This window comes from Bradyrhizobium sp. LB11.1 (genome assembly GCF_040549385.1).
In the GTDB taxonomy this organism is placed as follows: Bacteria; Pseudomonadota; Alphaproteobacteria; order Rhizobiales; family Xanthobacteraceae; genus Bradyrhizobium.
On the sequence record NZ_JBEPTH010000017.1, the window covers coordinates 32975 to 55535 of the forward strand.

The following is a 22561-nucleotide window of genomic DNA, read 5'->3' on the forward strand; positions in this document are numbered from 1 at the left end:
TCCTTCAGATGGACAACGCCTTGCGGACGGCTACGAGATCTGGTTCGGCTCCTACGCCCAACAAAATATCCTGCGCTCGAATGAGATTTGATGATCTTTGCGGATCACCAAGAGGTCTTGTTTGTGCAATCTGGTAGAGTGCGAGTCCGATCTCACGAGGCATCTGCAACTGGGTGGCTGCCCCCGCGGCTGCCTCCCAGAGGCGCTGCGCCTTGGCCGGCCGATGAGATAAAAGCGCCGCTTGGCCTTGCAGCAATAGTGCCTGTGGCCGGCAGACGGGTGACATTCGAGTGGCCCGGGCTGCATGTTTGCATGCAAGCAGCGCCCGCGACATGGCATAGGAACCGGCATCCGCACGGTCTTTCTCTTCGGCCCACTTTGCCAGGAAGACTTCCGCTACCCCAACAACCCCGTAGACGTAGCTGCCCCAAACCACGTCGACCTCCTGAAGAACGGCAAGGCCACGTTCAGCGACTTCCAAGGCTGCTCCGGCCTCCTCTCGCTGCAAAAAGGCAGAGGACAGAATTCCAAGGCAAAGCAGCCGGTCCGCCCGGGTCAACCGCTTTTCAGTGAGCTCGTTTAGGCGACGCAACTGATTTAGATCGGTCCTGTTGCGCATCAAATTGGACAGCACCACTGCAGCCGCAAGCCATGCCTCTGCCTGGTGCGTCGAATCGGACGAAACCATCGTCTCCAAATCTGACAACAGCGTTTCGGCTGTGGCCAGATCTCCGCGCAGAATTGCGGAGAAAGCCAGAATTGTCACCGGCGCATGCCAGCGAGAGCGATCACCAAGCTGTCGATAGAGCTCAAGCGCATGTCGTGCGCAACGCTCCGTCAACTCCCATTCGCCTGTGCCGTAACCAAAAACGGCGGCAAGAAGATGCGCGCGAGCCGTGGCAGGTAAACTACCCACCTCGTCCGCAACCCGCAGCGCGCGCGAGCGATAGTAGCGGCCAACCCCGCGCAGACCTGACATTCCGAGACCTAATCCCAGGGCACTGTAGCCGCTGATCGCCTCGGCAGCAGCGCCGCAGCGCTCCGCCAAGTTGAGCGCAGACAACGTTTCGTCGAGCACAGCCAGCGACTCGTTCAGGAAAAAATGTCGTTCCGCCAACCGCTCTCGAATATGCGCGGTCCGCTGGAATTTACTCCTGTCCCCCGCCGAGTACTTTTCCGGTGGCGACGCCCATAGCCGCAATCGAATTTGCTGCAGCACGTTCGTCAACACGCGCGCCACCCGACCTGCACTCCCCCCCGGGGAAGTCTGCTTCAGGAGCGCCATCGCCCGATCGAAATGAATGAACGCTTCCTCGTAGTCGGCGAGCTCGTTGTTCGCGTCTCCGAGAATTTCCTCCCATTCGGACCGTAGGACGTCGTTGCTCGCGACCGAAGCCGCTTCGATCAATTCAAGCGCTCTCTGAACATAGCGTATGGCGTCGCGATTTGCGTAGCTTCTCAGCGCCTGCTTGGCAGAGAGCTCAAGATAACGTATCGCACGGTCGCTTTCGTTGGCGCGCTCCCAATGTTGTGCAAGCCGCGAGTAATACGGCTCCAGCCATTCGGAATGCTGGCGCTCGATGACGTCCGCGATCGTCCTGTGCAGCGCGTTCCTTTGCGCGAAAGACAAAAGCCTGTAAGTCACCTCCTGGCTGATAGCATGACGAAACGCATAGTTCGCAGCTGTTCCTCTATCCTCGACGACGAGAAAGTCCTGGGCCGCCAGCTCATCGAGCATCCCGCTGACATCAACCAATGCCGTCTGCCCGGGATAGACTGCCTGAGCCATCTCCGCAGTGAAGTCATCGCCGATTGCGCTTGCGACCTTCAGCAGAAGCTGTGTTTCGACTCGAAGCTCATCGATGCGACTGACGATCACACCCTCCAGATTTGCCGGTAGCGACCTCTTGGCCGGGTCATGCAGATCGGCCAATACCTCGCAAACGCCCCGGCTTACAGTCACCGCTCCTGTATCGCGAAGCGCCAGCGCCAGCTCTTCGCAATGGAACGGGTTTCCTTCACCCTGTTGGTAGACGAAATTCACCAGATCTTCGGGAAGTTTATTTGCACGGAGCCTTCTGCAAACGAGCTGTTCAATCGTCTGCTTGGTCATCGCGGAAAGATTGATCTCGGTGGCGAACTCAATCACCGCCGGGCGTGCCCGCCCAACCGGCGGTGGACGGCAACTTGCGACCAACAAGAGGTTGGGCAACTGCCGCGCAACGGCCGTTAAGAGGTGAATTGACGCACTGTCAAACCAATGAAGATCCTCAAAGATCAAGGCGCGCGGACTGCGTTCGCTGTCGGAAAGCAGCGCTACGACAAGAGCTTCGATGCATGCGGCGCGGGCCGACCCGACGATCTGCTGCGTGAGGGTGGTTTCTGAAAGGTTGATGTTGACGATGTCACGCAGCAGAGGCAACCATGACAGAAGGGTTTCGTCATGGCTAAGCTTATCAAGGGCAGCGCGGCCGATCTGTTCCGGCGAGTCGCCTCCCAGCAAGCCATGAATGAGGTCGCGCCAGGCAAAGTACGGCGTGAGCCTTTCGATCGAAGTCGCGTAGCCCCGCAAGACCCGGACGCCTTGCGACCGGGCAAACGCTGCCAGGTCGTCGAGCAGAACTGACTTACCGATGCCAGGTTCGCCCCGGATAACAATCTCTCCGCCCGACCGACTTTGAAGCGCATTTTGCAATTGGCGACGTTCACTCGTTCGACCGACAATTTCATCGTCACGACGGCTACGATGCGAGCGCGAGACGGTTATTGGACGAAACGCAGTCACCAGGGCGTCACTGCCCTTGATGTGTTGCGGAGGCAGAACCGAGAAGCTGACGTTTTCTCCAACCGCTTCCGCAGTTTTGGCATCGCAGAGAATCCGCCCGGCCGCCAGTTGCATCAGGCGTGATGCCATGTTGATTGCGGGTCCCATAAGGCAATACTCACGACGCTCGCGGCCGCCATAGTCCCCGCAAAATAGTTTGCCGGACGCTATGCCGATCGATGTCCGCACGCCTGCGGACTCAAGCTCGTTGGATATTGCAAGAGCTGCCTCGATTCCCCGCTGCGGGTCGTCTTCATGCGCCTGACGGGGAAGACCAAAGGCAAGCGAGACGCTAAATCCTTTGTCATCCATGATGACCTTGTGAATTTCACTATCAAATCTGCCAGCAGTACGCTGAACCTGCCTAGTTGCAGTTTGAAGCGTTTCAGCGAAAGCATGCTCAAACGAGAGGTCCATCAGGCTGACGTAAACAACGGTAATGTTCCGGAATTCTGCTAACCATCTTTGTTGACCGAACCGAAGGTGATCAACGACGACATACGGGACGAGCGATTCGAGTTGCAAACAAGGCGCCTCGCTCCGAAGCCGTTGTTTCGACGGATCACCACCGCTTCGAACAACGTCGAGTGTAAATAGCTCGTCCGCGAGTGTTCCCTCGCAATGACCCTGTATGGAGCGATATAGCTCTTGGCACAAAACGACGTCGCCGACTTGTGCTTGTCGATACGCCTCTCCCAGGCGCTCGAGCACAGGTCCGACGATCACGAAATGCCAACGATCGTAAAGGCCACCGAGTTTGCAGCAGTGAATCTTGCCGACGTCAATTGAAATGCGTGGGCGCAGCTGATATTGCCCCGCCTGCACTTGCCTGTTCATTTCGGCCTTCAGCGCCAGGCCGCAACGTGCTGCGTGAAGAGACGCCTCCTCGGGTGACGCCGTGTCTTTCCACATGGCCAGGATTCCATCGCCGACGAAAGCGATGACGTCTCCCCCGTGTGCCCCGATGATCTCGGTAAGGGGTCCAAAGCACAAGCTGAGAAGATTCGAGATGTCCTCCGCGCCGCTTGGTCCCCGGCGGGCCAGCTGGTTCGTTGTCTCGACAAAACCGGCAATATCCAACAACAGGATGGCCGCGGATCCGGATTCGAGGATCGATTTGTCCAGGCTGAGGCGTCTCTCGGCGAGAACGCTCCTAACCCATGTGGGAACGTATGCGCTGACGTCCACGCTGAGTCGGTCCATCGACGTGACCTCAGGTGATCAATAGCGACAACCTACCGACGGAGAGGCCCTATCGTTTGACCCATCCTCGGCATTTCGCCCTTGGATGTACCAGTTCCATTAAATAGACTTTCGTTGAAGGCTTCAACTATATTGCGTCCGTAAAAGCCCAACGAAATAGCATAGCTTGCCTTATGCAACCTGGCTTGGCCTGACCCAGCTGGAACATCGAAATGCCCTATATCGTCGCAGAAGCCAAGCCGTCTGCCTGCGTCGGGACTGTCTCCTTGGCGGTGTGCTGCCGATACCCGTCGCAGCAGCCGATTTAGCAGCCGGTGTCACGGCCCAAAAACCGGAGCTGCACCCTGTCCGCGACTGATAAGCTTTGCGACCAAACCTTATCAGTCGGGTTGACTGACTCCATCTGTGTAACTTCCAGTTCGCTTACGGACGAAGGCCTAATGTCTCGAAATCATTTCCGTACGTTGACGTTGATCTTGATTATGCGGGAGGGTCGGGAGGCAAATGCGAGTTATCCGGATTGCAGGGTGATCGTCTGCGCCAGTAATCTTCCCAAATCTGGCCGATCTTGGTGATGCCGTATTCTCCTATTTCTAGCCATACGAACGCCTTTGCGTCCTCAATGGTCGACCGAATGCCGGCCTCAGGATGCGCTTTGCTGCGCAAGAGATACTCGACTATTGAAACAACGTATTTGACGTCTTTCTGAGCTGATTCAAACTTCCCCACAAGCTCATGGCTCGGCAGCGCGTTCGCGATGGCGGCAAGCCCGCCGATTTTCGAGATGCGCTTTAACAGCTTTTGACATGGGACGCTGCCTGGGTCCTGTTTCCGGGCCTCATCGTGGAAGTGCGCGAGAGCAACCAGACGAGCGCGCCTTGCGAATTGCGTTCGTACGTAGCCCTTTGCGAGGGCTAGACTAGCCTACCGAGAACCCACGTGGGTCGAAGGATTGTGTCGAGGCTTATTGATCCTCAAAGCTGCCGCTCCTTCGAAACCAAGGATGACTCGGCTCCGCCGGATGTAGGCCGGCTGCTGGCCACTACACCATGACGGACGCTCTTGACGAAGCTGCTAATGACATACGTCCGAGACTGCTGAGCCGGTCTCAAGCGGCATGCTATTGTGGTGTCTCAACGAGCACCTTCTCGAACTGGGTTAGATCACGAAAGCTGCCGCCGCCACTTCCGGGTACAACAAGGTGGGACGTGAAGGCCATCAATCTTGCGCTGGACGCGATGAGCGGCCTCCAGCCGCAGCAGGAAACGTCTGCCTTAGACGAATGGAGAGCTAAACGTGCGCGTCGTTCTGAAAGGAGTTCATAAGGTCAACGCCCGCCTCGCTACGGGCGAAATCAAAACCTACTACTATGCTTGGCGTGGCGGACCGCAAATCAAGGCCAAGCCCGGCACGCCGGATTTTGTTCGGGAATACAACGAAGCGCATGTCAGCGTTCGACAGCCGCGTGCCGGCACGTTCATGACGATCATCGCGCAATACAAAGCCGCGCCGGACTTTACGGCGCTCGCTCAATCGACAAAGCGTGCGTATCTCGCCTACATCAAACTCGTCGAGGACGAATTCGGTGACTTGCCAATCGCCGCACTCACCGACCGTAGAGTTCGCGGCGAGTTTAAGGGCTGGCGAGACAAGTTCGCCAACACGCCACGCAAGGCCGACTACGCCTGGACGACACTGGCGCGGCTCATGTCGTTCGCAAAAGACCGCGGCATCATTGCTACCAACCCGTGCGAGCGAGGCGGTCGCCTCTATGCGGCCGACCGCAAAGACAAGATTTGGTCGGAGCAGGACATCGCTGCGGTCCTGTCCGTCGCCTCGGCGGAGATCCAACTCGCCTTAATACTGGCATTGTGGAGCGGCCAACGGCAGGGCGACCTGTTGCGCCTGCCCTGGTCTGCGTACGAGAGCCCGTACATTCGGCTGCGTCAATCGAAAGGCGGCCGGCGCGTCGCGATGCCGGCCGGCACGCCGTTGAGAGCCCTGCTCGACGTCACCGACCGTCGGGGGCCGCTCATCCTGACGAACACACTGGGCCGGCCCTGGACGTCCGACGGCTTTCGCACGTCGTGGTCAAAGGCCTGCGAGCGCGCCGGCATCAGCGGTCTCACCTTTCACGACCTGCGCGGCACCGCCGTGGTTCGGTTGGCGATTGCTGGTGCCAGCGTGCCGCAGATCGCTGCGGTCACGGGCCACTCGTTGAAGGACGTCGAAGCCATTCTCGACGCGCATTACTTGGGTCGCGATATTCAGCTCGCCGAAGCTGCGGTGCTGAAGCTCGAAGCGAGAACAAAACTGTAAAACGACCTGTAAAATGAAGTCATCTCATCGCGCCACACTTACTGCTAAGTGTTTGATTTGCTTGGTGGGCGCACCAGGGCTCGAACCTGGGACCCGCTGATTAAGAGTTCAAAATCAGCGTTTCGCTACGATTTCCGAATCTGCTCTGCAGTACGACGATCCTTCGGAAGCCCTTTATTTTATAGGGGTTTGTCGCATAGATTCGCGGTACGTCGAACCCAAACATCCAAACATGCCGGTTCGCCAAAACCGTTTGAAAACCGTTTTAGTTCACGGCGTCCGCTCCAATGAATGACATTCGCATTCCTCTGACCGACAAAAGCATTGTTCAGTTGGCTACCCCAAAGGAGGGGTGGTATCTAGCCCGCGACACTGAGTTGAAGGGCTTCTTCGTCGTCGTGGGGAAGAGGAAAAGAACCTTCACTGTCCAAGGCGATCTTCGGCAGGGAGGCAGGCGAGCCTCCTCCATCAGAGTATCGATCGGCGACACGCGCGAGTTGACCACCCGAGCAGCGCGCGCGATCGCAAAGGAATATCTGGCTCAGATCAGCAGGGGACAGCGCCCGAAAACGGCAAAGCAAGACGGTGAAGCCGGCCTTGGTCAGGTTGGGAACGAGGTGAATACCGAGGTTGCGGCTGTTACCCTCAGGCATGCATGGCAGCGATATCTGGAAGCCCACCTGGTCCGAAAGGGTCGCAGTGAAAAGACCATAAGTGGTTATCGCGACCACGTAGAACGTATCTTTGCGGAGTGGCTTGATACTTCATTGGGCGGCCTCGCGGAGGATCCTGCTCGCGTTGCCGAGAAGCACGACGAGATTACGAAGGACAACGGTCCTTATATCGCGAATGGTTGTATGCGAACGCTACGCGCAATTTACAATCATGCTCGTAAGACTAACAGATCACTGCCGCGCGACAATCCAGCAGATGCCGTCGACTGGAATGAGGAGAAACGCCGAGATACCGGCATGGGCATCAGCGACTTGACCGAGTGGTTCCGGGAGTTGGCTGTCCTTGAAAATCCGATCCGCCGTGAATTCCACCTGCTCACGCTGCTCTGTGGTTCTCGAACTACCGCCTTACAGCAAGTGAAGCCAAGTCACATCGACTTTCACAGCCGAACTCTGCATATCGAAAAGCCGAAGGGCGGCAGGAAGCGAGCTTTCGATATCCCGCTCTCCCGCGAAATGATCCTGTGTCTCATCCGGGCAATCCGCGTTGGCCGGCAGATGTATCCGTTGCAGTCGCAGAAATGGGTCTTTCCCGGCGACAGCGAGTCAGGGCACCTTGCTGAAACTAAGGAGGATCGAGATACCCTCTCGAAGTGGGGTAACGATCTTCGCCAAACATTCCGGACCATTGCAACAGCTGCTGGAGTCTCGGAATTTGATGCTAAGCTGCTAATGAACCATTCAATTCCAGGCGTGAACGCCGGCTACGTTACTCGCCACAAGCTGCTTGAGGATCACCTTCGCAGCCAGCAACAAGCGATCAGCACCGCAGTGTTCTCGGCCCTCGGTAAGTTCCTGACGGAAGACGCCGCTTTGCGAGGCTGGCTCGGCCATGGGGCAAGCCGTCGTGCAACCAGCGAGCTTGGAGTGGAGCCAGGCGCTCAGGGCGAAGAGCAGGACAAAATGCGGCGTGCAGCTTGATGCATGCACAAGCCCGGGAGCCTAACCGCACCGCCGGACACGGTCGGTCAGCTGAACTCGCCCGTTCCGGCAATTGCCGAGTGACGCAGGGCGATCGCAAAAGCAGAGTGAAGCAGATTTAAATCCCGGAGGCCTAACCACCGATACCGACGTTCGGTTCAAGTCCCTCTGAGCGCAGGCGCCCCTGGGTCCCGAACGCAGTGAGCAACTTCTAAGTTATTGATTCTCTTGTGATGGCGAGCACTCCAGTACCGCTTTTTCATGCTCGTTTCACCTAATTTGTTGCGATTTCGTTGCGGGGCCCTGAAGAAAAGCGGCACTCAGGGGGCCGAACTTTTAGGGGGGCGTTGATCGCCTGCCTTGGGCGCAAGCGACGCGAATACTTCTTCCTGCCAGCTTCCGTCGCGTACCAGGATGACGAAGATGACGTCATAAATGAATTTGGCCACCAAATAGCGAAACCGAATGAACAATCCGGGCGCTTCATACCTCCTCGAAGGCTGGACTGTCATTGCTGTTCGTTAGCCTCTTCCTTCGTTGAAACAAGAGCATTCGGATGCAGTTTCGCTGCACTAGAACCCATGGAGCTGTGGCTGCACAATTTGATTCCATCTTCTGACTCGCTTCGCGTTTCCCAATTCGTTCGCGGCAGCTATGCTCACCACCGCAGCAGCCTCGGACCGAGCTTCGCCCCGATGGCAGCGCATATGCCGATCGGAAGGCCATACCAAAGCGCGATGGACGAAAGAGACTGTTCTATACAGGGGAAGGCGCACGCCAAAGCTCCGAGGCCGCCAGCAGTAAGACCGACGACGGCGCCTGCGTGTACTCGATCGGTCGGCGCTCCTGCGCGCACGGCCCAAATGAGAGCGCCGAACGGCAAGATCGCGAGGAGCGGAATTGAAGGAAGGCACGTCAGTGAGTCCTGTTCGACAATCATGCGGGGCCAAGCGGACGCAGGAACCCACGCAAGCTCGGCCGTCGCGGCTACCGCGATCAAGGCGAATGGTACGAGAGCGAAAACGGAATTGCCGCGCATTGGCGCTCCAGGACGGGCGAGCTGAGGCAAGAGAACAGCCGCGGTCGCCACGATACCTGAAGCGAAGAGCAGTTTGATCGACAGGAACTCCAGATTATTTTCATCAAGCAATTCGGGCGGGAAAACAAAGATCAACATCGTGGCACCAAGGGCTGCCGCCAAACCAGTGGCTAATGCGATAATCACCGCGTGTACGACACGTCTCGGATTGACCGGCTTGAGGTCTGCAACAAGTAGGGCAACCAGTTGATCGGTCGTCATGTGCCTTCTCCGTCCAGCCGAGGCATATCGGTTCTGCAAGGTTGAGATCAGAAGTCCGCTGAATTGACCGTCTGGATGAGAGCACCGTCCAACTGCAGGGAAAGTGCGACCACCGCATCCGCGAACATCCAGGAGGCGATCGCCTGGTTGCCCACAAATTTTGCAACGTGACCATCCTCATCACTCGCATACATCGATGCGGTGTGAATGCCGACGATGGCATAACCTGACCCTTCCCGCAGCAGCAGCGGCGCTCCGGAGGAGCCCGGTTGTGCCCTGCATGTGTGCACGAGGGCATCCCAAACGAGATGGCTAACAGTGCAGGCCGGATCGACGCTGAGAACTTCAGCGTTGACGATATCGTTTGAGTAGGCCGGCAGGACAATCTGCTGCCCAAGCAACTCTGAGGCCTCCAACGAGTGATGGTCCAGCAGAAGCGGGCGGACGCCTGCAGGCGCGCGATCAAGGACGAGTATCGCCCAATCTCTCGATGCCTCGCGGACAGATTCGTGCGTGAAGCTTTGCTTCGATCCGATAGCCCAGACCGTCGCTTGATAGCGCCCAAGATCGTTTCCAAGTTGATAGCCGGCTTGGAACGATAGATTGGACCGTCGAATCGTGCCGTCTCCTTCCGTGATGCAATGACCCGCCGTAACGATGATTCTTGGATTGAGCACAACCGCTGCTGTACAAGTCATTGTTCCTTTGAATCGTCCAATCGCCGAATACGGCGAACGGCGTGCATCGACGATTTGACGAGGATCGAATTCGGTGACGATATGCGATCGTTCATTGCCACGAACCACCGATTGTTCGGTGAGACGGGAGGGCAAATCGGTCAAAGCAACGGGAAGCAAGACTACAAGGCCTCCTAGCAAGGCCAAACCTTGTGAAGCAAACATTTCGTCCTCCCAGCATTTTCGTCAACGCAATGCCGACGAACAGGATGTCAGGCTCGGCTGTTAACCGCCGATTTCTCGAAGCTGTGCATTGGGATCATCGTTCGGCAGAAATCGATGCGATTGACGGCCGAAGGAATCGTTCGCGGGCGCTTTCAGGTGCCTGACATACGACCTGATGCGCGCAACTCGGCACGGCCGCAAGCGCGGCCAACTCAACCGATAGCGATAGCTCTCGGGGGATGCGGATCCGGCGAGATGCCATGATCGCGGGCGGCTTTGGAGGGGGTTGGTTGTGTTTCAGCGCTGACGACCGGCGTCGAAACCACAACGAGTGGAGCGAGAGCACTCGCTGAGCCACAAGACGCGCCGCAAGCGATTGCAGACGCACTGCAAGCTTTCCCAAAGCAGCGATAGCACCGCATCGCCATTCGCTTTGAGTGACCGGGAGTCGCGGATTGTACGAAAGCGGTTAGGGCCGCAATCGGGACTTCTGCACGCGCGTCGGCCCGTGCAACCGTAGGCAACATCATTGCCACGGCTAACAACAGCAAGGATAACGAATGGGCCATGACTCGCATGCCGCTATAATAGCAGGGAAATCCGGTCGCGTGCCACTGAAATGATACCGACCAGGACGAGGCCAGGGCGATTGGCAAACGCGAGTGCACCGCACACGTTCGCTCCATTGAGCACTTCTGGGTGTCGATCGTCGACGCGTCGGATTCGATCCTAATCGATGCACCGCTCAAGGAGAATATTTCGGCATCACCCGACGGTCCGTTCCGCCGGCCTGTTCATCATCCGCAACATCTCGGGCCCACCGGTCTTTGCAAAGCGCACGACGAGCAGTGCGGCAAGCGCGATGAATGCGATGTTGAGCCAGGCCGTGTAATTCCAGGTGATGGAAGCCTCGACGACGCGCGCATTCCGCTGGGCAGGAACGAGCCCAGAAGCGCCGAATATCAGTTCGACAATCAGAGCGGCGCCCGCCATCGCAGCATAGAACGTCGCAAACAGAAACGCAGCCATCTTTAGCCCGTAGTACTTGCGGTAGATGTTCAGGACCGGAAGCACGATCAAATCGGCAAAAATGAACGCGATCACGCCGCCGAAGCTGATGCCGCCATTCCAAAGTACGGCGGCCAGCGGAATATTTCCGACCGAACACACGAACGCGATAACCGCCACCAGGGGACCGATAATGGGCCCCCATATCTTTGCAAGCACTGGGTGATCCACCAGGAAGAACGACTGCCAAAACTCGGGCGGCACCCACGCGGCAAGCGCGCCGGCAATCAGCAGACCCCCAACGATGTCCATCCAGACCGAGGCCCAATCCATCACGAAATAATGGCTGATCGCGGTAAGACCCTGCTCAGACGTGATGCGTTGCCAAAGGCTGCCGTCTTCGCTGACCGACATGTCCATCTCGGCATGGCCTTCCATCCGGCCGGCGATGCCTCTGTCCGCCTGCTTCATGGCCTCATCGAGAAGAGTCCGATTGAGAAACATCCGGAAGAGGATGACGAGGAGCGCGACCATGATCGGAGCGCCGACGAACTCCGCCAGGGTGAACTGCCAACCCAGGAATACGAGCATGATGATGCTGAGTTCAAGCACCAGATTCGTCGATGCCATTTCGAACGCCATTGCCGCCGTGAAGTTGGCGCCCTTCCGAAACACCGAGCGCGCCAGTGCTACTGCGGCATAGGAGCACGACGACGAGGCCGCGCCGAGGGCAAGCGCGATCAGGATCGAGCGCGGCCGATCATCCGGCAGCAATCGGCTCATCTGCTTGTGGGAGACGACGGCTTGCACCATGGCCGAGAGCGCAAAGCCGAGAATAAGCGGCCACAGGATTTCCCATCCCATGGCGAAAGCCATGCTCAGCGCGCGTAAGATGGATTGCATCATGGGCCGCTCCCGTACGTGAAGCACATGACAGAACGTCCGCCGGGTCCCGTTGGTTCGATCATCAGCAAAGGCGAAAGACTTGGGGTCCGCTCAGCATCGCTCCTCGATCATTTTACTGATCTCCACGGGCGCGGCAAAAATCACGTCCGCCCGGTCGCCCATCATGCCCGCGGGTACGAGGGCCGGTGCACCACTTTGCGGGCCTTCCTGGCTGGAATCTGTTTTCAGGCGCAGATTGCGCTCCCAAAAATGCCGTGTCTTTCCATCGGCCGTGGCAACGCGATAGCTGTCGTGGCAATAGGTGATCGCCTTCACCTGCATGTTCGGCTCCAGGCTTTTCAAATTTGGTTCGCGGCCGCCGCCTCCCATCATCCCGCCCATTCCTCCCATCGGCGCCTGTGCAGTCCGCTGCGGCGCGGCGTCCGGCTTGGTTGCTTCTTTCAGAAAGGCGAGCAGTTCCGCGCGGTCGCGCGCATCCTTGATGCCGTTGAAGGGCATTTCATTGTCCGGCACCATGCGGTCGGGATCAGTCAACCATCCGTCGAGCGAGCGGTCGTCCCAGATGATCCCTGAGGATTTGAGAGCATCGGAGAAGCGTTCGAAGCTCGGCAGCGAGCCCGCCTTGCGTCCCCAGAGCCCAGCGAGGCTTGGTCCCGTCATGTTTCGGTCAGGTTCGAGCGAATGGCAGGCCGCGCAGGCGCCGAAGGCCCGCTGGCCTCGATTGAGATTGACATCGGCAGACAACGCCGGTGCGCCGGAAATCGATATGCCGCCAACGATCGCAATCACCAATGTCAAGCGCTCGCGCATCATGCCCTCCGTCTCCTCTGTTCTCACTCGCTAGCACATGCACGCGGGAGGGTCAGTTCTCATATGTTATTGCTCCTGTATGCCGATCGACTTTCAATCGTTGTACGAGCGAATTGTCGACGGTGACGATGTCGGCGGTGATCGCCCCATCCCCACTGTTGATGTCTCCAACCTTCAGTCGCTTGTTATTGAGGCGCTCGAGTTGCGAGGCGAGGTAGCCGCGCACATCATCGACCGACAGATTCATCACTGGCGTGACCCGCGATCCGAACAAAGGGCTCATTCCGCCGTGCATCATCCCGGAGCCCATCATGTCAGAGCCCATCATGCCGCCTTGCATCATGCCGGATCGCATCATCGGGCACATCATGTCTGAGCCCATCCCCCCATGCATCATTCCTTGATCCTTCGGCTGCTGGCCCATGCCGCCCTGCATCATGCCAGGTTCCATTTTGCCTTGCATACCTTGTGCAGTAGCCGGCTCGATCGCAATCACCGCGGCGGTGGCGGCAACAACAGAAGCTAAGAGAAGCGCTCTGGTCTTCATGTCATTTCTCCTCATGATTGGCTCCACTTGGACTATTCGGGCATCGATCTTGATCAAATCCTTTTAGCGCCCTCGGTTCCCATCCTCGCCCGATCGCTGCGGCTCCGAAGCCGCAATCGTTACGTTTTGCAAACGGCGGCAGCGGCGTCGATCGCCGACACGTGGAGCGTGCTGATGTCATCCTCGCTGCTCAATGAGATCGCCGAGTTCCTCCGGAGTCGCAACAAACATTGTCGCGCGGTCGCCCATCATGCCACCGGGCAGGATTATCGGCCGGCCAGCAGGCGGACCTTGCTCGCTCGAATCAATCTTGAACCGCAGATTGATCTCGCAGACGACCGCCACTCGTCCATCTGCGGTCGTTATCTCAAAAGTGCTGCCGACGTGTCGCACGGTCGTCACCTGACCCTCCGGCCCCACCGTTTTCAAGTCTCGCAGAGGCGACGCCGATGCCGCCCGCGATTTCACCATCTCATCGCCTTCGGCTCGCGCCGGGCGAGGTCGATCGGCGATGCCGACGGCGCCGCCAAGCGCAAGCATGAATGTCCCGCGACGCGTTATCGTGATGTTCGTCATCGTGAAGTCCTTTCTCGCCTGTTTGCTGGTTTTGAGAGCCTCTGCGTCGTACAGATCACTCACTTGACGCTCTGCTGAGCCTCCCGTCCCTTGCTGATCAGAGCCTGGAGACCATTGAAATCTGTCGCGCCGGTCCGCACTTCGTCGCCCGCAACAAAACCCGGCGTGCCGGTGATGCGAAGCGCTTGCGCCAGCTTGTTGTTCTTGTCCAGCATGCCCTCGATTGCGGCATCCTGCATGTCGGCTTTCATCCGCGCGACGTCGAGGCCTACGGTGCCCGCGACTTCGAGCACCTTGCGCTCGTCGACCTGTCCGCGATTCTGATAGAGGGCACGGTGAAAGGCGACGTACTTGCCCTGCTTGTTCGCGGCGAGCGCTGCCTTGGCTGCAAATACCGAGCCCGGGCTGAGAATCGGAAATTCCTTGTAGACGATGCGTAGCTGCGGGTCGGCTGCCTCGGCTTTCTCCATCAAAGGTGCCATGGTGCGGCAATAAGGACAGTTGTAGTCGAAGAACTCGACTACCGTCACGTTGCCGTTTGGATTTCCTCCGACCGGACTATCCGGGTCGAGAAAGACATCGGCGATATGAGCCTTCAATACCGATTTCGCTGTGGCCGCGTCTTGCTCGTCTTGCTTTGCCTGCAGGCGGTTGAGCGCCTCAGCGATCACTTCTGGATGGGAAAGCAGATAGCTCCGTATACGTTGCTCGAATTCATCCTGCGGCACATCGGTGGCTGCCCGGGCAGCATCCGCGAAATGCAGTTCGGATGGCTTTGCGATCCAGAGCCCAGCAATGCCGAGTGCCAGTACAGCCAACGCCAATAAGCGTGACGCTGACGATCGATATGCCATGTGAACCTCCCTTATTCCTTCCGCTGCTGACCAGACGGCCCCTGTGCCACCGTCTTACGTTCCGATGAACCGGATGACTTGCCGCTCGCGGCTTCCAAATAGGCAATGATGTCCCTTCTGGCCGAAGCATCAAGCACGCGAATGGGCATTTTGGTGCCAGCTATGAACTTGCGGGGATCGCTGAGCCAGTTATCGAGCGTAATAGCGGACCAGGTTAGCGCACTGCTGCGAAGCACGGCGGAATAGCTGTATCCCGCCTCTGAGCCAGCCCTTCGTCCGACCACATTGCCAAGCATGGGGCCGGCCTTGTTGGCCTCTAGTGAATGACAGGCTGCGCATCGCTCTACGAAGAGCTGACGGCCGCGGCCCGCATCGGGTGCTGATGTTGCAAGAAAGCGCGAAAGATCCTTCGCATTCTCGGACGTCGCCGAGCGATAGAACGTATAGGAGAGGGTGATCGCATCGACGCTGGCCGTTTCCGGATCATTCGCCATCGCCGGATCGACAAAGAAGACGACTGGCATATCGACCTTCTCATGAGGTTCGAGCCGCTCATCGTCGAAGCAAAAGCACTGGATCTTGTTGAAATAGATTCCGGTCGTGCCAGGCGAGACATTGAACGCCGCGTGCCCGACAATCGACTGATCGCTGAGGTTCTCGGCACTGAAGAATACAAGCTTCTGTTCCCCGAGCCGAACGTTAACTTCGCGTTGTTCCGGCTCGAATCGCCATTGCAAATCTGGCGCGACATTGGTGTCGAACAATACCGTGACGGTGCGATCAGATAGCGTTTCTAGGCCGGCAGCAGCCCTTTGCGTTGTCCCGCCATATCCCGTTGCTCCGCAGAACAGGCGATACAGCGTCGGCGAGTAGGCTACGAGACCGATCATGATGCCAATAGTAAGCAGGCAGGGCACCACCACACGTAGGTTTTTGCGTGTTTGGAGTTTCATGACCGGCTCATTTCTTCTTCGTCGCACAATCGCCTCACGTATCGCATCTCGGAGTTTCTCATTTATCGACACGAGCCATTTCCTTGCGCAACCAGGCAGCGATATCGTCGCCTGCTGCATCGCTTTGGATCACGTTCACGAAGGCTGCTCGCGGGTCCATCAGGTAGATGTACGAACTGTGCGACACGAGATAGTCCTTTCCGCCAGCATCCGGCTTCTCGCGTGAGACGTACAGGCGGTACTCCTTGATTACACCGTCGATCTGATCCTCGGTCCCGGTCAGGCCAACTATTCGCGAGTCGAACGACGTGAGGTAGTTGGCCACTACGTCACGCGTGTCGCGCTGTGGATCGACCGTGACAAAAAGCGGTTGAAACTCGCCGGCGCGCGGGCCGAGTTTTTCCAGAGCGATGCTCATGCTGTTGAGCGCGGTCGGGCAAGCGTCAGGACAGGAGGTGTAACCGAAGTAGATCAGAAGCCATTTGCCCCGGTAGGTCCGATCGGTGACCATCTGGCCGTCGGTTGCAACCAGCGCAAACGGTCCGCCGATGGAGGCCTTTCCTGTGGTGACCGTTCCCGATTCGCTGACAATCGGTTCTGGATAAAACAAGAACGATAACCCGGCCGCAACGCAGAATGCTCCGAGGAGCAGCGCCGAAAAGCCGGCAATTGCCCAATAAAATCTATCGTTCATTGGACGCACCTGCTGGTTGATAGTCGGCCGATCTCTCATCTGTCCCGATCGGGGGTTGATCGTTCGTCGCGCCACTGGTCGTTCGGACGGTTGCTGTGAGAGCCGCCTTGCATCATGGCGTTACAGCCATCCACCATGCGGCTCATTCGTGACATCATGCCGCCTGCTCCCATCATTGAGCGGCCCATCACCCCTCCTCCCATCATGGAGCCCGACGAGTATTCGGAGGCGGCATAAACTGTGGCTGAGAACGCCAGGCCAGCCAAGAAAGCTATACCCAGCGCTGCGAGAGCGAACTTACGCATCGTTCTTCTCCTTCGGTTGGATGGAAGCATCTTTTGGCGGAACTATCACAGGATCAGAGTGACGCGCTTCGGAGCAATAGCTCAGATCGCCACTAGCTAAACTGCCGGAAGCTACCGAAGCCGGATCCGCCGACCCATCAGTCGCCGCCGATTTGGTTGTCGTTGCGCCTGCACCGCCGCTCAATTTGTGCATGCATAACCCCAGCCCGCACATGACAAGACATGGCAGCACACTGAAGAGGACGGAGGCTATTCCGGTGGCTACCAGCCAGCTCCAGTTGGCGGCCGCGGCAATTGCCACGCCGGCGGCAACCAGAATCGCGACGGCCGCGAGGGCACGGCGTCTTCCCAGCCGTCGTCGGACAACGTCGAGCGCCCTCCATCGCTGGAAGACATTTGCTGTCTTGGTCGTTTCGGTTGCCGTCATAAGTCTCTCCGTTCACTTGCCGAAGAACGATTTCAACCACCCGACCCCTCGTTGCCAGACACCGGGCGCATCACCGTTTGCCTCCGCGAGCTTGTCCGCCTGAGCGCTGGCCTGGATGCTGGCAGATCCGCTGATGATGGGCCGGAGGAACTGCGCAATCTCAGGTGAATCCCATTCGGCCGGCCCGACGATCCGGGCAACTTCCTGTCCGCTGCGATCTACAATGAGCGTCGTCGGCAAGCCGATTGCACCGAGTTCGCGTAAGACCCGACCGGACTTGTCAATGTACATCCCAAGGTTTTGGACCGCGATCTCCCCGTAAAACTTGCGGATTGATTCGATGCCTCCGCGATCGATCGAGACTGGAACGACTTGAAATCGTGGACCACCCAGAGCGGCCTGCAGCCGGTCGAGGGTTGGCATTTCCTTGCGGCACGGCACGCACCAGGTTGCCCAGATGTTGAGAAGGACGACCTTGTCCTTGAAATCCGCCAGGCTTCGAAGCTGTCCGCCTTCATCCTCGAATTGAGCGTTCGCGAGCGGCCGCGGCGAATCGTGAACGACGAAATTGTTCGGCAGGCCTTGGGCGGCACCGATCTCCATGTTCGTCAGCGCAAAGAGCAACGCCGCTGCACACGCAGCGGTACGCCTCGACGACGATCGCAGGCTACCTTTCATTGCAACCGAAACCTCCTGGGTCCTTTCTCGGCGACGACTGGTCCCTTCAGGACGCGCGCGATCAAGGCGCTTGTCATACCTTGGCGTAGACCGTCGGCGCTTTGCCGTCTTTCGTGACCGCATAAATCACGAAGGCCTGCGATTTCTTGCCGAACATGCCGGGCGAACCTGTTGGCATGCCTGGCAGCGTAATCCCGGCAATCGGCGGTCGCTCGGACAAGAGCTTGCGCACCACCTCTACCGGCACGTGACCGTCGACCACATAGCCATCGACGAACATCGTGTGGCAGCCCTGATATTTCTCCGGCACGCCTGCCTTTTCGCTGATCTGGTTGAGATCGTTGGTGGGCTTGACGTCGACCTCGAATCCAGTGCTGCGCAGATAGGCCGCGTAACCCTCGCAGCATGTGCACTGCGGGTTCTTGTAAAGGGTGGCGCGGATTGGCTCGGCCGACATGGCAGGCAAGGCCGGGCCGATTGCGGCGAACAGGCAGCCGATGCAGAAGGTACGTCGTTTCATTTGAAGTTCTCCCTTTCAAAATCTTGGCGTTCAAGCGATGCGAAGGATCACCATCATTCCCGACACCTGATGATCGGTCACGTGACAGTGCAGCATCCAGTCACCGGGGTTGTCGGCCACGAAGGCAATTTCGACTTCTTCCTTCGGTGGAACGAGCACAGTGTCCGCCCATTGCCGGTACGGCACCGGCTGGCCGTTGCGGCTGAGCACGCGGAAGCTGTGGCCGTGTAGATGCATCGGATGCCACCACGCCGTGTCGTTGCGAAGCGTCAACACGTAACTGCGTCCGAGTTGCAGCGTCAGCAACGGCGCCATACCCGCCTGGCCATCACCGGTCATCGAACTGCCGTTGATCGCCCAAACTGCATGCGACGTACCGGACATGCCACCCATTCCCATCATCGCGCCGCCGCCCATCATGCCGCCTTCGAGGTGCAATTCGTGCCGTTGCGCCGTCGCCAAGTCCGGCTCGGGCACCGGGTTGCGCGGCAATGTGAGCGGAGGATCGAGGGAGTGCGCGCGAAGAGGCGGCTTGTCGTCATAGGCGAGCTTTGTCAGCCAGTATACGAGGCCTTCATAGAAATCATCGACGACCCGGTAGCGCCGCCCGGGCTCGCCCAACATGTCGAGCGCGATGTCGGCGCGCATCGCAGGGCCAAGAAGCAGCCGGCCGCCGGCCGGCTCATGGGGATCGCAGGGCTGGCCGTCGATCGCAACGATCAGCGGCCGGTGACCCTCGAAGCGAAGCGCCATGATCCGCGCCAGCGAGCTGTTGACAAGACGCAAGCGGATACGCTCGCCAGCCCGCACCGGCTCCTCGTCAGAGACGACACCGTTCACTGTCACGGTGTTGCCGACGCGGCCCGACATAGCCGCGTCCATGCCGTTGCCAAAGCCTGAGGCGATCTGCGCGTCTTCCGTGAGCCGCCAGTCCGTCAGCACCCAGAGGACGTCACGATCGACGGCTACGGGCTCTGGCTCCTCGACGATGAGCGCGCCGGCCATGCCGCGCCCAAGTTGCTGCAAGCTGTCCGCGTGCGGGTGATACCAGAACGTTCCGGCATCAGGCGGGGTAAATTCGTAGGTAAAGCGTTGGCTCGGTGCGATCGGCGGCTGCGAAATACCTGTAACGCCGTCCATCGCAATGGGAAGCCTGATACCATGCCAGTGAACCGTGGTGCCCTCGCCTAATCTGTTTTCGACAACGATACGGATTGGCTCGCCCTGTCGCGCCCGGATGAGCGGGCCAGGGATGCCGCCGTCGTAGCACCAGACGTCTGTTGCAGGATGCGCGTTGCCGACAAGTGGCGCTCGGCCTTTCGCCGCAGTCAATGTGAATTGCCTGGCCGGCTTCGAATCGTTCGCAGAGGCCGTCGACAGGATTCCTGTCGTGAAGAGGCCAGCGCCGATGAGGAATGAGCGGCGGCTTGTCGCCGCACGAACAGTAGCCAACATTTCTCGCCATCCTAAGTCGCAGGTCCCACGCGCATGGCGTCACGCACATGGCCTAATGACAGCGGGCGCAGCGCGATATCGAAATCGCGCGCGCGCACCGAAGCGACATCGCCAAAACAGCGATGCGCCTTAACTCAGGATGGTCGTTCTGGGAGGATAAGGATCCGGAGGACGGGTCCAGCCAATCGCGTCTGGTCCCGCTGTCGGCGTCAATGTCTCAGCAGGAACCGCGAACAGGCCGACGTCCGTTGCAGGTAATGCGGCCACGGCGCTGCAGAAGGCGGAGCACGCCGCGGGCGCCACCCCTTTTTCGTCGCCCGCGCACCCATTGCATTTGCCCTGCATGGGTTCACCGCCCGACGAGGACATGTCGCTCGCCAGAGTCATGGTCGAGCTGAGCATCACACCAGGACCGCCGAAGCCATGCGTCACCAAGCCGATGACCAGAACCAGGGTCATCAACAAAGCCGATATCTGCCGAAGGGACCGGGGCGACATTGGGGCATGGTAGTCCCGGGCCGATGCTATGACTAGGGCGGTCAACTGCCTGGCAGCGCCGAACGTCAGGATCCGCCCGTTCATTTCGTCACAAGCGCGTGAAAGGAGTAGCGCTTGATCGCCCACTCTACTCACGTCGCGCACGCTGCCAACGTCGTACACGCCAAGGGCTGGATCTTGGTAGAACTGAGCACGGGCGTCCAACGAACCGCAGCGACCTGGCTTTGCGGGACCATCGCCGCCCATGTGGCCCACCTGAGCGTCGGCGATCGCCCAAAGAACTCGACTCCGGTCTCCTCCGGTGATTAGTTGGCGGCGGGGTGGATTCCGTGATGCGGTCGCGACTACAAAAATTTCTTCCGGTCGTTCTGATTGCGCTGGCGGTGCTGGTGCTGGCGCCGATCGCCGCGTGCTGGGCGACTGCGATCGCCATGTCCGATCCGCTGGTGGGAAGCGAACTCTGTCACAGCACGCCGGCTTCGTTGCCCGGTCAAAGCGATCAAAGCAGTGGGCTTCACGCCCACGGCGCCTGCGCGTTTTGCTCCTTGGTGCACGCGATCACGGCGCTTGATCCGCCCCGGATGAACATCGTTACGACGCCCTATAGGCAGGCTCAGTCCGTCGTCTGGCACGAGGCCGCGTTGGAGTTCGCGGCCTCTCGCACCGGGTCCAATTCGCAAGCGCGCGCTCCGCCGCTGCCGATGTGAGCTGGTGGCCGTTCGGCCGCCGAACCCATCGTGATCAGGCAGTTGCGGAGGTTGCCAATGTCCTTCCGTCATTTGCGCGCGAGTCTTCTCGGATTTGGCGTCGCATTCGTTTCTTTAAGTCAAAGTGCAGCCCACGAAATCGTCGGCAATCGCTTCTTCCCGGCCACGCTTTCGGTCGACGATCCCGGCGTCAATGATGAGCTGGCGCTTCCGACCGTCGACGGCTTCAATACCGGCGACATTCCACCGGTCCGGCAGCGTGACATCTCGAGCGAGTTCTCCAAACGCATCACCGAGGATTTTGCGATATCGTTTGGCACGACCTACACCTTTCTCGGTCCGATCGATCCGACGGCGCCCGGAGCGAACGGATTCCAGAATTTCGAGACCACGTTCAAATACCGGGTCTTCAAAAGCCCCGAACACGAGTTCGTGTTCTCGGTCGGGCTCAGCGTCGAGTGGGGTGGCACCGGCTCAGCAAACGTCGGCGCCGAACCGTTCAACACCTACACGCCCACGATCTACTTCGGAAAAGGGCTTGGCGATCTGCCGGACACCCTCTCATGGGTGAGGCCGGTCGCGATCACCGGCGTGGTCGGCTATGCAATCCCCGGGCAAAGTTCCACGACCACCTTCGGCATCGACCCTGACACCGGCGCTCAGACCCTCGACACCGAGTTCCACCCGCAAGTGCTGAACTGGGGCGGGAGCATTCAATACAGCATGCCCTACCTGAAATCCGCGGTGATGGATCTCGGCTTGCCGGATTTCATCAATCACCTGATCCCGCTGGTCGAAGCAAACCTGCAGACACCGGTGGCAAACACGCTGACCTCGGGAAGGCTGACCACCGGCACCATCAATCCTGGCGTGATCTGGGTCGGCAGCTATTTCCAGGTTGGCATCGAGGCGTTGATCCCGATCAACCGGCAGAGCGGCAGCAATGTCGGCGTGATCGCACAACTGCATTACTACCTTGATGACATCGATCCGCACGGGATCGGCAGGCCGCTGTTCGGCGGCCCCGTCCAGCCCGCAAGTCCCTTCGCAAGGTAACTGAACATGCGACACTCATCTCTGATCGGAATAATCCCGCTGCTGTTTGTGTTCGCGGCCGGCGACGCTTCCGCGCACTCGTTTCTCGACCATGCCGAACCGCGTGTCGGCAACAAGGTCGCGAGCCCTCCGCGCGAGGTGACACTGTGGTTCACGCAAAAGCTCGAGCCAGCGTTCAGCACCGTCACCGTGACCAATGCCGCCGGCCAACGGGTCGATAGTGGAAAGGCCCGCGTCAGCGGCGACCAGATGTCGGTCTCGCTGCGTCCGGGAGGAACGGGCACCTATCACGTGAACTGGCGCGTGCTGTCAGTGGACACGCACACCAGCAACGGCAACTTTACCTTCCAGGTCGGACAGTAGG

General features: G+C 59.0%; 21 protein-coding genes. 6 read left to right on the plus strand and 15 right to left on the minus strand.

Going from position 1 to position 22561, the window contains the following annotated elements; translation table 11 throughout:
- Positions 1-4 precede the first annotated feature (4 nt).
- The gene (locus tag ABIA96_RS31375; protein WP_354140792.1) at positions 5-4027 is read right to left on the minus strand and encodes an AAA family ATPase; all 4023 of its coding nucleotides are present in this window, start codon (positions 4025-4027) and stop codon (positions 5-7) included.
- Between the two features lie 1296 nt (positions 4028-5323).
- Here ABIA96_RS31375 and ABIA96_RS31380 point away from each other — a divergent pair.
- Positions 5324-6346, plus strand: a complete 1023-nt coding sequence (locus ABIA96_RS31380; protein ID WP_354140793.1) for a tyrosine-type recombinase/integrase — start codon at positions 5324-5326, stop codon at positions 6344-6346.
- A gap of 287 nt (positions 6347-6633) precedes the next feature.
- The gene (locus ABIA96_RS31385; RefSeq protein ID WP_354140794.1) at positions 6634-8001 is read left to right on the plus strand and encodes a tyrosine-type recombinase/integrase; all 1368 of its coding nucleotides are present in this window, start codon (positions 6634-6636) and stop codon (positions 7999-8001) included.
- Positions 8002-8659: 658 nt separating this feature from the next.
- Here ABIA96_RS31385 and ABIA96_RS31390 read toward each other — a convergent pair.
- The 5 genes from ABIA96_RS31390 to ABIA96_RS31410 all read right to left on the minus strand — a co-directional run bounded on the left by ABIA96_RS31390 (position 8660) and on the right by ABIA96_RS31410 (position 13474).
- Positions 8660-9301: a DUF1109 domain-containing protein gene (locus tag ABIA96_RS31390; protein ID WP_354140795.1), complete on the minus strand. Its 642-nt coding sequence runs from the start codon at positions 9299-9301 to the stop codon at positions 8660-8662.
- 47 nt (positions 9302-9348) lie between these two features.
- Complete coding sequence (locus ABIA96_RS31395; protein WP_354140796.1) at positions 9349-10203, minus strand: trypsin-like serine peptidase; 855 nt, start codon at positions 10201-10203, stop codon at positions 9349-9351.
- A 765-nt stretch (positions 10204-10968) separates the two neighbouring features.
- Positions 10969-12117 carry a permease gene (locus ABIA96_RS31400; RefSeq protein ID WP_354140797.1) on the minus strand — a complete coding sequence of 383 codons (1149 nt, stop codon included), beginning with the start codon at positions 12115-12117 and terminating at the stop codon, positions 10969-10971.
- A gap of 90 nt (positions 12118-12207) precedes the next feature.
- The gene (locus ABIA96_RS31405; protein WP_354140798.1) at positions 12208-12930 is read right to left on the minus strand and encodes a c-type cytochrome; all 723 of its coding nucleotides are present in this window, start codon (positions 12928-12930) and stop codon (positions 12208-12210) included.
- A 49-nt stretch (positions 12931-12979) separates the two neighbouring features.
- Positions 12980-13474, minus strand: coding sequence for a hypothetical protein (locus ABIA96_RS31410; RefSeq protein WP_354140799.1), 495 nt, complete (start codon positions 13472-13474; stop codon positions 12980-12982).
- A gap of 27 nt (positions 13475-13501) precedes the next feature.
- Here ABIA96_RS31410 and ABIA96_RS31415 point away from each other — a divergent pair, with 27 nt between their 5' ends.
- Entirely contained in the window at positions 13502-14128 is a 627-nt protein-coding gene (locus ABIA96_RS31415) for a hypothetical protein (protein WP_354140800.1), read from the plus strand.
- On the opposite strand, the gene ABIA96_RS31420 is transcribed toward ABIA96_RS31415, so the two are convergent.
- From ABIA96_RS31420 to ABIA96_RS31460, 9 genes are all read right to left on the minus strand, one after another.
- On the minus strand, positions 14110-14904 hold the full coding sequence (locus ABIA96_RS31420) for a DsbA family protein (RefSeq protein WP_354140801.1): 795 nt from the start codon (positions 14902-14904) through the stop codon (positions 14110-14112). The genes ABIA96_RS31415 and ABIA96_RS31420 overlap by 19 nt on opposite strands.
- 11 nt (positions 14905-14915) lie before the next feature.
- Positions 14916-15857, minus strand: a complete 942-nt coding sequence (locus ABIA96_RS31425) for a cytochrome c oxidase assembly protein (RefSeq protein WP_354140802.1) — start codon at positions 15855-15857, stop codon at positions 14916-14918.
- Between the two features lie 58 nt (positions 15858-15915).
- Entirely contained in the window at positions 15916-16551 is a 636-nt protein-coding gene (locus ABIA96_RS31430) for an SCO family protein (RefSeq protein WP_354140803.1), read from the minus strand.
- Positions 16552-16586: 35 nt separating this feature from the next.
- A complete protein-coding gene (locus ABIA96_RS31435; RefSeq protein ID WP_354140804.1) occupies positions 16587-16856 on the minus strand; it encodes a hypothetical protein in 270 nt (89 codons plus the stop codon).
- The gene (locus ABIA96_RS31440) at positions 16849-17283 is read right to left on the minus strand and encodes a hypothetical protein (protein WP_354140805.1); all 435 of its coding nucleotides are present in this window, start codon (positions 17281-17283) and stop codon (positions 16849-16851) included. Before ABIA96_RS31440 ends, ABIA96_RS31435 begins: the two co-directional genes overlap by 8 nt.
- Positions 17284-17295: 12 nt before the next feature.
- Positions 17296-17961 carry a TlpA family protein disulfide reductase gene (locus ABIA96_RS31445; protein ID WP_354140806.1) on the minus strand — a complete coding sequence of 222 codons (666 nt, stop codon included), beginning with the start codon at positions 17959-17961 and terminating at the stop codon, positions 17296-17298.
- 73 nt (positions 17962-18034) lie between these two features.
- Positions 18035-18481, minus strand: a complete 447-nt coding sequence (locus tag ABIA96_RS31450) for a DUF411 domain-containing protein (RefSeq protein ID WP_354140807.1) — start codon at positions 18479-18481, stop codon at positions 18035-18037.
- Between the two features lie 30 nt (positions 18482-18511).
- Entirely contained in the window at positions 18512-19936 is a 1425-nt protein-coding gene (locus tag ABIA96_RS31455; protein ID WP_354140808.1) for a multicopper oxidase family protein, read from the minus strand.
- A gap of 129 nt (positions 19937-20065) precedes the next feature.
- Positions 20066-20395: a hypothetical protein gene (locus ABIA96_RS31460; protein ID WP_354140809.1), complete on the minus strand. Its 330-nt coding sequence runs from the start codon at positions 20393-20395 to the stop codon at positions 20066-20068.
- A gap of 371 nt (positions 20396-20766) precedes the next feature.
- Between ABIA96_RS31460 and ABIA96_RS31465 the strand changes: the two genes are divergently transcribed.
- The 3 genes from ABIA96_RS31465 to ABIA96_RS31475 are packed head-to-tail and all read left to right on the plus strand — an operon-like array spanning position 20767 to position 22560.
- Entirely contained in the window at positions 20767-21141 is a 375-nt protein-coding gene (locus tag ABIA96_RS31465; protein ID WP_354140810.1) for a DUF2946 family protein, read from the plus strand.
- A 57-nt stretch (positions 21142-21198) separates the two neighbouring features.
- Positions 21199-22197 carry a hypothetical protein gene (locus ABIA96_RS31470; protein WP_354140811.1) on the plus strand — a complete coding sequence of 333 codons (999 nt, stop codon included), beginning with the start codon at positions 21199-21201 and terminating at the stop codon, positions 22195-22197.
- A 6-nt stretch (positions 22198-22203) separates the two neighbouring features.
- Entirely contained in the window at positions 22204-22560 is a 357-nt protein-coding gene (locus ABIA96_RS31475; RefSeq protein ID WP_354140812.1) for a copper resistance CopC family protein, read from the plus strand.
- Position 22561: the final 1 nt, after the last annotated feature.